This is a genomic window from Streptomyces sp. NPDC088157, assembly GCF_044741545.1.
Lineage (GTDB): Bacteria > Actinomycetota > Actinomycetes > Streptomycetales > Streptomycetaceae > Streptomyces.
The window spans coordinates 838,582-850,995 of record NZ_JBIUSU010000002.1; the positions used below are offsets into that span (position 1 = coordinate 838,582).

Genomic DNA, 12,414 nt, shown 5'->3' on the forward strand with positions numbered 1-12,414 from the left:
GGGATCCCGCGCAGCCGGTGACGGGTGACGGAGGGCGCCGCCTCACGGGACGACCGTGAGCGGCGCCCTTCGGCGCGTTCCGCCGTCCTCAGTACCCCGTCCCCCAGTGCCCCGCCCTCCAGTGGCCCGTCGTTCAGTGCTCCGCCGCCCATGCCCGCCGCCCAGTGGCCCGTCGGTCAGTGGCCCGTCGGCCGGTAGTACCCGAGCACCCATGCCAGCTGGGCGAACCAGCCCCGCATCCGTTCCCTCGGCTTCGCCGTCACCACGCACTCGTAGACCCTGCTGTCCACGTGGACGACGGCGACCATGAGCGCCTTGCCGTTGGGGCTCGTCCGGTAGTGGACGCTGCGGATCTCGGGCCAGGGGAAGTCGACCGTGATGTCGTACATCTCGAAGGCCACGCCCGACGCGTCGACGACGACCGAGTTGTGCTTGTCGACCGCGAGGAACTCCGGCCCGGACGGCGGCGGGCTCGGCTGCGGGGCGTACTGCGGCGGGGGCGGGCCGAAGCCCGGCGGAGGGTACGGCGGCGGCTGGTCTGTCACAGCGGAAACGTACCTCCGCGTTCCCTGTGCGCCCACTTCCGGGCTTCCCTGAAACATTTCCCGCGCCCCACCGCATTAGTGAGGTGAGGACAGCAAGGCAACCGACGCAGGGGGAACATCCATGAGGCAGACGGCCCGTGCGGACGAGTACGCCGAGTTCGCGGCGGCGCGTGCCGGGCATCTGTACCGCTCGGCGTGTCTGCTCACCGCCGGCGACACCCACCTCGCCGAGGATCTGGTTCAGGAGACCCTCGGCAGGCTGTACGTCCGCTGGGCGCGGGTGTCCCGGGTCGACAACCCGGCCGGGTACGCGCAGACCGTCCTGACCCGCACCTTCCTCGCCCACCAGAGACGGCGCAGCAGCAGCGAGCGGGCGGTGGAGACCTTCCCGGACGTGGCCGACGGCAGAGGCACCGACACACCGCTCCGGCTGACGCTGATGCAGGCCCTCGGGCGGCTGCCCGCCAAGGACCGGGCGGTCGTGGTCCTGCGGTACTGGGAGGACCGCTCGATCGAGGAGACCGCCGACGCGCTGAACGCCAGCTCGTCGGCCGTGCGGACGCGGTGCTCACGGGCCCTCGGACGCCTGCGGGACCTGCTGGGCGAAGACATCGGCACATACGCCCGCCCCTGAACCGCCCGGCCCCGCGCACCTCACCCGCACACTCGCGTTCTTCCGACTCATCTCGCCGACTCACCTCGCCGAAAGCGGTGGTTCACCATGCCCGTCCACCAGTACAGCGACCCCTTCGAGGAGCAGCTCTCCACCGCCCTGCGCGCGGCCGGCGGCACCTTCGACAGCCCCGCCGCGCTCGTCGCCGCCGGTCGGGCCCGGGGCGACCGCATGCGGCTGCGGCGCAGGACCGCGATCGCGGGGGGAGCGGCGGGCCTCGCCCTGGTGGGGGTGGGCGGGGCACTGCTCGTGCCCTGGGGCGGCAAGCCGACGCCCGCGCCCTCCTCCGTCGCCGCGTCCGGCAGCGCCAAGCCGGTCCACTCCCGCGACGACATGGTCGACACCCTCCAGCAGCTGCTTCCCGAGGGCGAGTTCAGGAGCACGGAGGTGCGTGGCACGGGCGACAAGCTGCCACCGCTGGTGGCGGGCGTGTTCGACGACGGCAAGGGCGAGGGATCCGTCTCCGTGGGCCTGGGCCGGATCCCGGCGGACGCGGGTGAGATCGATCCGTCCACCGCCGTGATGCCCTGCCCGGAGGGAGAGCAGACGGTCCTCGACAGCTGCAGGACCGAGCTCCTGTCCGACGGGTCCGCGCTCACCGTCTACCAGGGCTACGAGTACCCGGACCGCCGCGAGAACCTCAAGTCGTGGGGCGCCGACCTGGTCACCCCGGCCGGGCAGCATGTGAGCGTCAGCGAGTGGAACGCCGCGGCGGAGAAGGGAAAGCCGGTCACCCGCCCCGAACCACCGCTGACTACGGGCCAGTTGAAGACGCTGGCCGCGGCCTCGGAGTGGCGCCGGATCGCCGACGCCATCCCCGCGGAGGGGAAGAAGCCGGTCTCCCCGTCGGGCTCGTCCGCCCGCCCCGCGGAGATGGCCGGCTGGCTCATCCTGCGCAAGCTCACCCTCCTGCTGCCCAAGGGCCTGGAGACGGTCAGGAACGGCAGCCAGGAGACCGGGTACGGCTACCTCGTCGTCGACGACGGCAAGGGTGCGAGCCTCGTCCAGGTCAACGTGCAGCCGGACATGTCCGATGTCGCCGACGAGCTGTACGGTTCCGACGCCGAGACCCTCTCCGACGGGACGCGCGTCGCGACGAAGCAGGGGCCGGGCGAGAAGGGTGGTGCGGGCGTCGTGATGTGGACCGTCGACACCATGCGCAAGGACGGTATGCGGGTGGTCGTCAGCGCCTTCAACGCCGCCGAGCAGGACAAGGCCGCGACCCGTGCGAAGCCCGCCCTCACGATCGAGCAGCTGCGGGCCATCGCGCTCAGCCCCCGGTGGCAGGCCACCGAGGACTGACGGCCGGGGACCGCGGATGGACTGGCCCTCGGGCTCAGGCTCGGACGCCGGCCAGCAGGTCGAGGATCTCGCGCGTCGTGCCCGGCTCGCCGATCAGCGGGAAGAGGTACGACACGCTGTGCCGGTGCGCTTCCGCGTCGATGTCGGTCATCGCGTCGACCGCGAACGTGACGTGGTAGCCGTGCTCGTGGGCGGCGCGGGCGGTCGACTCGACGCCGAGGCTGGTCGCGATGCCGGCCAGGACGATCTGGGTGACCCCCCGCCTGCGCAGCTGGATGTCGAGGTCGGTGCCGTGGAACGCGCCCCAGTTCCGCTTCGTGACCAGGATGTCCCCGTCGTGGCCGGCCAGCGGTTCGGCGACGGGACCGAGGTCGTAGGGACGCGAGCGGCCGCCGGCCAGCCGTACCGCCTCGCTGCGGCCGGGCACCGCGTCGGCGCCGTCGGGTGAGGTGGACATGCGGACCAGGAGGACGGGAGCGCCCGCGGCACGGAAGGCGTCGGCGAGTTCGGCGGCCCGGGCCACCACGTCCGCCGCCGGGTACGGCTCGGTGGGGGCGGCGAGCGTGCCGGCCTGGAGGTCGATCAGCACGAGCGCGGTCTTGTCGTCCAGCACGGTCACAGCCACGGCGAGGGCACCTCTCCCAGGGGATCAGCAGCCTAGAAGAGATGCTTGCCCAACTCAAGCTTGCCAAACTCAACCAACCGCCCGTGGTGCCGGCACGGGCGGTTCCGCACGGAGCGGGCAGGTCAGAAGAACTCCGACCAGGGCTGGTCCCAGACCTGCTTCACGCACAGCACCAGGAACAGCAGCCCCGCCAGCGCCAGCATCGCGTTGCTCAGCGATCCGTTGCGCCACTCCCGGGGTGTGCGGGAGGAGTTGAGCAGCCACAGCAGCGTCCCCGCGAGGAACGGCAGGAAGGCCGCGCCCAGCACGCCGTACAGGATGACCAGGCGGAACGGCTGACCCTGGAAGAGCAGCACGATCGGCGGGAAGGTCAGCCACAGCAGATACGCGCGGAAGGGCCAGGAGCGTTCCCGCGCGCCCGAGGCGACCTCCGTCCCGTTGGCGTCGCCGTGGCCGCGGTAGCGGGCCACGAAGTCGGCGAACATCAGGCTGACGCCGTGCCAGACGCCGATCAGGGAGGTGAAGGAGGTGGCGAAGAAGCCGATCAGGAAGAACTTGGCGGTCGCCGTGCCGTACTCCGCCTCCAGGATGTCGCTCAGCTGGACGAGCCCCTTGTCGCCGCTCGCGATCGCCACGTTCGCGGAGTGCAGCAGTTCCGCGCCGACGAAGAGCATGGCGACGACGAAGATGCCCGTCGTGACGTACGCGACCCGGTTGTCGAGCCGCATCACCTTCATCCAGCCCGTGTTCGTCCAGCCCTTGGCGTTGACCCAGTAGCCGTACGCGGCCAGGGTGATGGTGCCGCCGACGCCGCCGATGAGGCCGAGGGTGTTCAGGACGGAGTCCTTCTCGTCCGGCAGGACCGGGAGGAGGCCCGCGAAGGCGTCGCCGAGGTTGGGCGTGACCCTGATCGCCAGGTACACCGTGACCACGAACATGACGCCCACCAGGACCGTCATGACCTTCTCGAAGACGGCGTACTTGTTGAACCAGACGAACACCAGGCCCACCAGACCGCAGGCGACGGCCCACGCCTTGAGGTCCATCACGTCCGGGAACAGCGCCTGGAGCGGCAGCGCGCTCGACGACATCGCCGCCGCGCCGTAGACGAAGCCCCAGACGACCACGTAGACGACGAAGAACCACGTCGTCCACCGGCCCAGGCTCGCCCAGCCGTCGAAGAGGGTGCGACCGGTGGAGAGGTGCCAGCGGCCGGCCGCCTCGGCGAGGGAGATCTTGACCAGGCAGCCGACGACCGCCGCCCAGAGCAGGGTGTAGCCGAAGTTGCTGCCGGCGATGAGTGTGGCCACCAGGTCGCCGGCGCCGACTCCCGTCGCCGCGACCACGATGCCCGGGCCGATGTACTTCCAACTGGACTTGCGGGGGGAGGTGTCGCCGTCGATGTCGGATGAGGCCTCGGTGTGCGTGGAGTTTCCCTTGGGGGGTCCCGTGGTGTCCGCCATGAAGGTCAAGAAAGCCCAAAGCGGCCGGTCCGGCAAGGGGGCGTGCGTCATCTCCACCCGATGTGCTCACACACCGTCAAAACCACGAATACCGGGTGGTCGGCGCGGGCGCGGATACACTGCGCGGCCGGTCGTCGGCCGGTTTCCGCACGATTCCGGCCAGCGGCCCCTTGTCGTCTCTTGACCTGCTCATGCCACGCCTCGACGATGTCGGCACCGCACCGCCGCACACAGCCCCCCACAATCCGGCTCCCCACAAGGAGAGTTCATGCGACTTCGCATTCGCGGCTCAGGCGCCGGCGCCACAAGCGCCCGCGGCGGCAGACGGACCGCCGTCCTCGCCGCACTGCTCACCCTCGCTCTCGCCGCACCCGTCTCGGCGACGGTCACCGACGCGGCGGCGGGCAGCGCTCCCAAGGCGGCGCCCTCCGCCGACGACATCCGTCAGTACGAGATCCACGTCCGCCACAGCACCCCCGAGACGCGCACCGCGATCGCCCGCTCCGGGGTGAGCGTCGACGAGGCCGACGAGGAGACCGTCGTGGTCTCCGGCCGCGCGGACCAGATCCGAAAGCTCCGCTCGCAGGGGTACGAGGTGTCCCTGCTCGGCTCGGCCCCGGACCGGGTCGCCGAGGACGAGGTGCGGCTCTACGACTTCCCGTCCGCCGACTCCAAGTACCACAATTACGCCGAGATGACGGCGGAGATCGACCAGCGCATCGCCGCCTACCCGGGCATCATGAGCAAGCGGGTCATCGGCAAGTCGTACCAGGGCCGGGACATCGTGGCCGTCAAGATCAGCGACAACGTCGCCACCGACGAGGCCGAGCCGGAGGTGCTGTTCACCCACCACCAGCACGCCCGCGAGCACCTCACCGTGGAGATGGCGCTGTACCTGATCCGCGAGCTGGGCGCCGGCTACGGCTCCGACTCCCGGGTCACCAACATGGTCAACGGCCGCGAGATCTGGATCGTCCCCGACCTCAACCCGGACGGCGGCGAGTACGACGTGGCGACCGGTTCCTACCGCTCGTGGCGCAAGAACCGGCAGCCCAACTCCGGTTCCTCGTACGTCGGTACGGACCTCAACCGGAACTGGAACTACAAGTTCGGCTGCTGCGGCGGCTCTTCGGGGTCCACGTCCTCCGAGACCTACCGGGGCGCGTCCGCCGAGTCCGCGCCCGAGGTGAAGGTCGTCGCCGACTTCGTGCGCAGCCGGATCGTGGGCGGGAAACAGCAGATCACCGCCGGGATCGACTTCCACACGTACAGCCAGCTGGTGCTCTGGCCGTTCGGCTACACCACCGCGGACACGGCGACCGGGATGACCGCGGACGACAACGCCGCGTTCAAGGCCGTCGGGCAGCAGATGGCCGCGAGCAACGGGTACACCGCCGAGCAGTCCAGCGACCTGTACATCACGGACGGGTCGATCGACGACTATCTCTGGGGTACGCAGAAGATCTTCTCGTACACCTTCGAGATGTATCCCTCGTCCGCCTCCGGAGGCGGGTTCTACCCGCCCGACGAGATCATCGAGCGGGAGACCTCCCGTAACCGGGACGCGGTGCTCCAGCTTCTCGAGAACGCGGACTGCATGTACCGGTCCATCGGGAAGCAGAGTCAGTACTGCGTCTAGTCGGCGGCTTTGGCGTCGGCGGCTTTGGCGTCGGTGTCCTTGACGTCGGTGTCCTTGGCCTCGGCGCCCTTGACGTCGGAAGCCCCGGTCTCGGCGTCCTCGGCCTCGATGTCCTTGGCGTCGGCCTCCTCGGCCTCGACGGACTCGTCCTCGGCGTCCGCTTCCCCTTCTTCGAAGTAGGCGTCGAGGACGGCGTCCAGCTGCTCCTCCCACTCCTTGAAGCGGGCCCTGGCCGTCGCCTCGATCTCGATCGGGTACCAGCGGCGGTCAGGCGTGTGCACCGTGATGGTGAACCGCTTGCCGAAGCGTGGCGACTCCGTCTCGATCGCGCCGATCTCGTCCCAGCGGAACTCGCAGGACTCCTCGTCGAGGCGGAGCCGGACACCCTTGGCGTCGGCGGCGATCCGCGCCCGGCGGTCGGAGGCCTCGAAGACGGGCCCCTCCACGGGCTCGTCCGACGCTTCCGGCTCCTCCGACGACGCCGGCTCCCCCTTCCGGTCCTCGGGCTCGACGGCGTCGACGCCGTCGTCCTCGGCCGGACTCGCGTCCTCCGGCTCCGCGGTCACGGGCGACGTGAGCCCGGGGATGAATGCCGGGTCGAACCCGGCGCCCTCCAGGGGCTGGCTGCTCGAACCTATGCGCTGCTCCACAGCGGGCAGTATGGTCGAAGATCCTGTGCCGGACACAGTCAGCCCCTGACTTCGTTACGGGAGACCTACACGAAGAGGCTCAATCCGGCCGCCATCACGAAGCCGGCCAACGACAGCACCGACTCCAGCACGGTCCACGTCCTCAGGGTGTCGCGCTCGCTGATGCCGAAGTACTTGGCCACCATCCAGAAACCGCCGTCGTTGACGTGCGAGGCGAAGATCGAGCCCGCCGAGATGGCCATGATGACGAGCGCCACGAAGGCCTGCGAGTGGTCGCCCTCGGCGAGCAGCGGCGCCACGATGCCCGCCGTCGTCACGATCGCCACCGTCGCGGAGCCCTGGGCGACCCGCAGCACCACCGAGATCAGGTAGGAGAGGACGATCACCGGCAGGCCCACGTCGTTGAAGGTGTCCGACAGGGCCTGTGCCACCCCGCTCGCCTTCAGGACGGCCCCGAAGATCCCGCCCGCGCCGACCACCAGCAGGATGTTGCCGACCGGCTTCAGCGAGGCCGTCGAGACCGTCTCCAGCGACTTGCGGGACCAGCCGCGCCGGATGCCGAGCAGGTAGTAGGCGAGGAGCAGGGCGATGGTCAGCGCCACGAACGGGCTGCCGAAGAACTCGATCACCGAGCGGCCCGTGGAAGGGCCCAGGGCGATCGAGGAGAACGTGGCGGCGAGGATCAGCACCAGCGGCGTGCCGATGATCCCGACGACCGTGCCCAGCGGCACCGGGTCCTCGCGCGGGACCACGCCCTGCGCCCGCTGCTCCTCGACGACCGCCTGCTTCGCCTCCGCCGCCGCCTCGACCATGTCCTGCGGTACGGCGACGAAAATGCGGCGGCCGATCCACGCCGAGAACACCCAGGCCGTCAGCACCGCCGGGACGCCGCAGACGACGCCCATGAGGATGACCCAGCCGAGGTCGACGTGCAGCAGACCGGCGGCCGCGACCGGGCCGGGGTGCGGGGGCAGGAAGGCGTGGGTCATCGACAGGCCCGCGAGCAGCGGAAGGCAGTACAGCAGGATCGATCTGCCGCCCCGCTTGGCGGCCGCGTAGACGATCGGGGCCAGCACGAAGATGCCGACGTCGAAGAAGACCGGGATACCGAAGATCAGGCCGGTCAGACCCATCGCGAGGGGCGCTCGCCGCTCGCCGAAGACGCCGAGCAGCCGGGAGGCCAACACCTCGGCTCCGCCGCTGACTTCGAGGATCGCGCCGAGCATCGTGCCCAGGCCGATGATGATCGCGACATGCCCGAGGATGCCGCCCATGCCGGACTCGATGGTGGAGACGGCGTCCGAACGCTGGACGGTGCCGAACAGTTCGGTCACGGAGAGGCCGGCCAGCAGGCCGACGGCTATGGAGACGGCCAGGAGGGCCACGAAGGGCTGGAGTCTGACCCTGATGATCAGGAAGAGGAGGAGGGCGATGCCGAGGGCGGCGACGGTCAGGAGGCCTGCGGTGCCGTCGATCAGGAGCAGCAGTCCGCCGGTGTGGGGCGGGGCCTCGGCGGGCGCGGGTGCGGCGAGCGGATAGGACAATTGGGGGTCCTCTGCTGGGGTTCACGGAGCTTTCGGGCAGGGGGTGTCGCGGCACGGCGCCCCTTGTGGACGGGGGTGCCGTGCCGTGCGGCGTCACGGCGTGCGGGAGTTGTCGGAGGCTGTCGGCGCGTCGGCCGCGAGCGGCGGTCGGACGCGTCGGTCCGGCGCGTAGGTCGGGTGCGCAGGTCCGCGCGTCGGTCCGGTGCGTAGGTCCGACGCGTAGGTCCGGTGCGTGGCCGAGGAGCGCGAGCGTGTCAGCCGAGGACGGCGGGTCCGTCAGCCGAGGACGGCGAGGGCGTCGATCTCGACCAGGAGCCCGGCGGGGAGGCCGACGTAGACCGTCGTGCGGGCCGCGGGCGGGGCGGTGAGGGGCTGCTCCTCGAAGTACGCGTTGTAGAGCTCGTTGAACTCGGCGAAGTGTCCCGTGTCCGTCAGGTAGACACGGATCATCATCACGTCGTCCCAGCTCGCGCCGCCCTCCTCCAGGATCGCCTTGACGTTGGTGAGGGTCTGGAGGGTCTGCTCACGCAGGGTGGGACCCGCGGGCGTCGGCGGCCTGCCCTCCTCGGCGGGCAGGAAGCCGACCTGACCCGCGACCTGGAGGATGTTGCCCTTGCGCACACCGTGCGAGAACTTCGCGGGCGGGGTGGTGTGGGTCTTGGGGGTGAGGGCGGTCTTCTCGGTCATGCGTTGTCCCTGTCTGGAGCTGATACGGGCGTCCTGCCGGAGTACTCGCCGCTGATGGCGTCCGCCGCGCGGCGCACCAGCGGGAGCAGGGTGAGGAGTTCGTCGGCGGTGACGACGACGTTCGGCGCGGAGACCGACATCGCGGCGACCACCCGGCCGTCGGTGCCCCTGATCGGCGCGGCGACACAGTTGATGGACTCCTCGTGGCCACCGAGGTCGGTGGCCCAGCCCTGTTCGCGGACCTTCTCCAACTCGCGCAGGAAAGCGGGCGCGTTGGGGGTCGATCGGGCCGTGTACAGGGGGTAGTCGAGCTTCTCCGCGATCACCCGCCGCTCGGGCTCGGGCAGGTCGGCGAGGAGCAGCTTGGCGACGGCGGCGACCGTGATGGCGACGGGCTTGCCGATCCGCGAGTACATGCGCACCGGGTAGCGGCTCTCCACCTTGTCGATGTAGAGGACCTCGCCCTCCTCGTACACGGCGAGGTGCACGGTGTGCCCGCAGGTCTCGTTCAGGCGGGCGAGGTGCGGATGGGCGATCTCGCGGATGTCGAGGTTCTCCATCGCCTCCTGGGCGAGGGCGAAGAGACGGGCGCCCAGGCGGTAGCGCTGGTCGGACTGGCGGTAGACGAGGCCGTGCTCGTGCAGGGTGCGCAGCAGCCGCAGGGCCGTCGACTTGTGCACGCCGAGGCGATCGGCGACCTGTCCGAGGTCGGCGGGGCCCTCGGCGAGCAACGGCAGGATGCTCAGGGCTCGGTCGACGGTCTGGCTCATGGGGTGCGTACCTCCTCGTCGGCCCGGTCTTCGGTGTGCGTCCAGCCGGGGCCGAGTCGAAGTCTCCCCCACGCCTGCGGGTCGAGGGCCGCCAGGCGGTCGGCGTGTGCGCGCGCCGGGGGCACCGCGAGGTCGCCGGGGACGGTGAGGGCGGCGGCGGCCATCAGGTGTCCGTGCCGGAGGCGGTCGCGCAGGGGCAGTCCCCGCAGGGTGGCGGAGAGGAACCCGGCGGCGAAGGCGTCCCCGGCGCCGACGGCGGCGACGACGTCGACCCGCGGGGCGGGAACGTGCAGGACGCGCCCCCTGTCGAAGACGGTCGCCCCGAGCGCCCCCTGTTTGACGACCAGCACCTCGGGATCGGGGAACGCGGTCCGTACGGCGTCGACGCCGTCCAGACCCCACACCTCGGCCGCCTCGTCCTCGCCCACGAACACCAGGTCGGCGCCGCGGGCCAGTTCGAGGAGGACCTGGGGGCTGTTGCCGTCCGTCCACAGCCGGGGCCGGTGGTTGACGTCGAAGGAGACGAGGGGCCGGCCGGGCCCGGGGGCCGTCAGCTCCCGCAGCAGGCCGAGACAGTCGGCGGAGAGGGCCGCGGTGATCCCGGTGAGGTGCAGCACCCGGCCTGCCCGTACGGCGTCGAGGCCGACCGTGTCGACGGACATCGCGGAGGCCGCCGACCCGGCCCGGTAGTAGGCGACCTCGTGCGCCTCGGTGGCCCGGTCGCCGGCGGTGCGGAAGTAGACGCCGGTCGGGCGGGCGGGATCGCGTCGTACGGAGGTCACGTCGACCCCGTAGGAGCCGACGGTCTCGACGAGGTGGTCGCCGAACCCGTCCGTCCCCACCCGGCTGACCCAGCGCACCGTGTGTCCGGCCGCCGCCAGCGCGCAGGCCACGTTGGACTCGGCGCCGCCGATGCCACGGTCGAAGGACGGCACGTCGGCGAGGCGGCCCGGCCGGGAGGGCAGGAGGGCGACCATGGACTCGCCGAGCGCGACGACGTCGACGACGTCGGGGGCGTTGCAGGGTCCGGTGGCGGTCACGATCGTCGTGGCTCCCGTGCTGGTGCGGGTGAGTGAAGCGAGATGGGGGTCCGCCCCGGCCGAAGGCTGGGGGAGGATCCGTTGACCCCGCGTTGGGCGAGATGTTAGACAGCCGTAAGCGATACACGCAATGGACGTTGCACATTCTGCAACGCACCTGATCGGGAGGTTCCATGGGTACCGAGGCACTCGAGGCGCTCGCCGGACTGGCCGGGGAACGCGTCGACCACCGCTTCAAGGGCCTCCCGCCGGACGCCGACGGCCTGACCGTCGGTGAGCTGGCCGCCCAGCGCCGCAACCTCTTCACCGACGGCTTCGCGACCCCCGTGCTGGCCCTCTCCGCCGAGCGCCTCGAACACAACCTCGCCCTCATGGAGACCTACGCGACCCGCCACGGACTCGCCTTCGCCCCGCACGGCAAGACGTCCATGGCCCCGCAGCTCTTCCGGCGTCAGATCGACCGCGGCGCCTGGGGCATCACCCTCGCGGTCCCCCACCAGGTGCGGGTGGCCGTGGCGTACGGAGTACAGCGGATCTTCCTCGCCAACGAACTCGTGGACCCGGCGGCCCTGCGCTGGATCTCCGCCCGGCTCGACGCCGACCCCGGGTTCCGCCTCGTCTGCTACGTCGACTCGGTGCGCGGGGTCGAGCTGATGGACGCCGCCCTGCGCGGCGCCGGGCGCCCCCTGGACGTCGTCGTCGAACTGGCCGCCGGCGAGGGAGCCCGCACCGGGGTCCGCACGGAGGCCGAGTGCGCGGCGGTCGCGGACGCGGTGGCCGCCGCGCCGGCCCTGCGACTCGTCGGCGTCGCGGGCTACGAGGGCGAGGTCCCGCGGGCCGACCCGGAGCGGGTGCACGCCTGGCTGCGCCGCCTGGTCGCCCTCGCCGTCGACCTCGACAGGGCGGGACGGTTCGCGGACGCCGAGGAGATCGTGGTCAGCGCGGGCGGCAGCGCCTGGTTCGACGCGGTCGCCGACGTCTTCGCCGAGATCCCCGGGCTCTCCCTCCCGGTACTGAAGCTGCTGCGCTCGGGCGCGTACGTCTCGCACGACGACGGCCACTACCGCAGGCTGACCCCGTTCAACCGGGTTCCCGGGGAGGGCGCGCTCGAGCCCGCGTTCCGGCTGTGGACGCAGGTCGTCTCCCGGCCCTCCCCCGACCAGGCGTTCGTCAACGCGGGCAAGCGGGACGCGGCGTACGACCTGGACCTGCCCTTCGCCCAGGTGATCCGCCGCGAGGGCACGGAACGCCCCGCCACCGGGGTCTCGGTGACCGCGCTCTCCGACCAGCACGCCTGGCTGCGCACCACGGCCGAGGCGGACGTCGAGGTCGGCGACTGGGTCGGCCTGGGCCTGTCGCACCCCTGCACGTCCTTCGACAAGTGGCCGCTGATCCCGCTGGCCGAGGCGGACGGCACGGTCGTCGACTACATCCGCACGTTCTTCTAGACACCGGCGAGAGACCTGGCAGGAGGTA

Annotated in this window: 12 protein-coding genes; 4 read left to right on the forward strand and 8 right to left on the reverse strand. The window is 71.2% G+C overall.

Features of this window, described 5'->3' with window-relative positions:
* Nucleotides 1-176 precede the first annotated feature (176 nt).
* Nucleotides 177-545: a hypothetical protein gene (locus ACIPFH_RS09990; protein ID WP_401824740.1), complete on the reverse strand. Its 369-nt coding sequence runs from the start codon at nt 543-545 to the stop codon at nt 177-179.
* 121 nt (nt 546-666) lie between these two features.
* Between ACIPFH_RS09990 and ACIPFH_RS09995 the strand changes: the two genes are divergently transcribed.
* Complete coding sequence (locus ACIPFH_RS09995) at nt 667-1,179, forward strand: SigE family RNA polymerase sigma factor (RefSeq protein ID WP_356256623.1); 513 nt, start codon at nt 667-669, stop codon at nt 1,177-1,179.
* 87 nt (nt 1,180-1,266) lie between these two features.
* Nucleotides 1,267-2,520 (forward strand): hypothetical protein, encoded by a 1,254-nt coding sequence (locus ACIPFH_RS10000; RefSeq protein WP_401824742.1) that lies wholly within the window; start codon nt 1,267-1,269, stop codon nt 2,518-2,520.
* Nucleotides 2,521-2,554: 34 nt separating this feature from the next.
* Here the strand turns inward: ACIPFH_RS10000 and ACIPFH_RS10005 are convergent, their stop codons facing one another.
* On the reverse strand, nt 2,555-3,145 hold the full coding sequence (locus tag ACIPFH_RS10005) for an isochorismatase family protein (RefSeq protein WP_401824743.1): 591 nt from the start codon (nt 3,143-3,145) through the stop codon (nt 2,555-2,557).
* A gap of 122 nt (nt 3,146-3,267) precedes the next feature.
* A complete protein-coding gene (locus ACIPFH_RS10010; protein ID WP_356256614.1) occupies nt 3,268-4,608 on the reverse strand; it encodes an Nramp family divalent metal transporter in 1,341 nt (446 codons plus the stop codon).
* A gap of 268 nt (nt 4,609-4,876) precedes the next feature.
* Between ACIPFH_RS10010 and ACIPFH_RS10015 the strand changes: the two genes are divergently transcribed.
* Nucleotides 4,877-6,247, forward strand: coding sequence for a M14 family metallopeptidase (locus tag ACIPFH_RS10015; protein ID WP_401824745.1), 1,371 nt, complete (start codon nt 4,877-4,879; stop codon nt 6,245-6,247).
* Here the strand turns inward: ACIPFH_RS10015 and ACIPFH_RS10020 are convergent.
* From ACIPFH_RS10020 to ACIPFH_RS10040, 5 genes are all read right to left on the reverse strand, one after another.
* Nucleotides 6,244-6,897, reverse strand: a complete 654-nt coding sequence (locus ACIPFH_RS10020; protein WP_401824747.1) for a hypothetical protein — start codon at nt 6,895-6,897, stop codon at nt 6,244-6,246. The genes ACIPFH_RS10015 and ACIPFH_RS10020 overlap by 4 nt on opposite strands.
* 65 nt (nt 6,898-6,962) lie before the next feature.
* The gene (locus tag ACIPFH_RS10025) at nt 6,963-8,441 is read right to left on the reverse strand and encodes a GntP family permease (RefSeq protein WP_401824749.1); all 1,479 of its coding nucleotides are present in this window, start codon (nt 8,439-8,441) and stop codon (nt 6,963-6,965) included.
* A 276-nt stretch (nt 8,442-8,717) separates the two neighbouring features.
* Complete coding sequence (locus tag ACIPFH_RS10030; RefSeq protein WP_401824750.1) at nt 8,718-9,128, reverse strand: RidA family protein; 411 nt, start codon at nt 9,126-9,128, stop codon at nt 8,718-8,720.
* The gene (locus ACIPFH_RS10035; RefSeq protein WP_401824752.1) at nt 9,125-9,898 is read right to left on the reverse strand and encodes an IclR family transcriptional regulator; all 774 of its coding nucleotides are present in this window, start codon (nt 9,896-9,898) and stop codon (nt 9,125-9,127) included. The genes ACIPFH_RS10030 and ACIPFH_RS10035 overlap by 4 nt, the downstream gene beginning before the upstream one ends.
* Nucleotides 9,895-10,938: a sugar kinase gene (locus ACIPFH_RS10040; protein ID WP_401824754.1), complete on the reverse strand. Its 1,044-nt coding sequence runs from the start codon at nt 10,936-10,938 to the stop codon at nt 9,895-9,897. Before ACIPFH_RS10040 ends, ACIPFH_RS10035 begins: the two co-directional genes overlap by 4 nt.
* Before the next feature lie 173 nt (nt 10,939-11,111).
* Here ACIPFH_RS10040 and ACIPFH_RS10045 point away from each other — a divergent pair, with 173 nt between their 5' ends.
* Complete coding sequence (locus tag ACIPFH_RS10045) at nt 11,112-12,386, forward strand: amino acid deaminase (RefSeq protein WP_356248951.1); 1,275 nt, start codon at nt 11,112-11,114, stop codon at nt 12,384-12,386.
* The last annotated feature ends 28 nt before the right edge of the window (nt 12,387-12,414 follow it).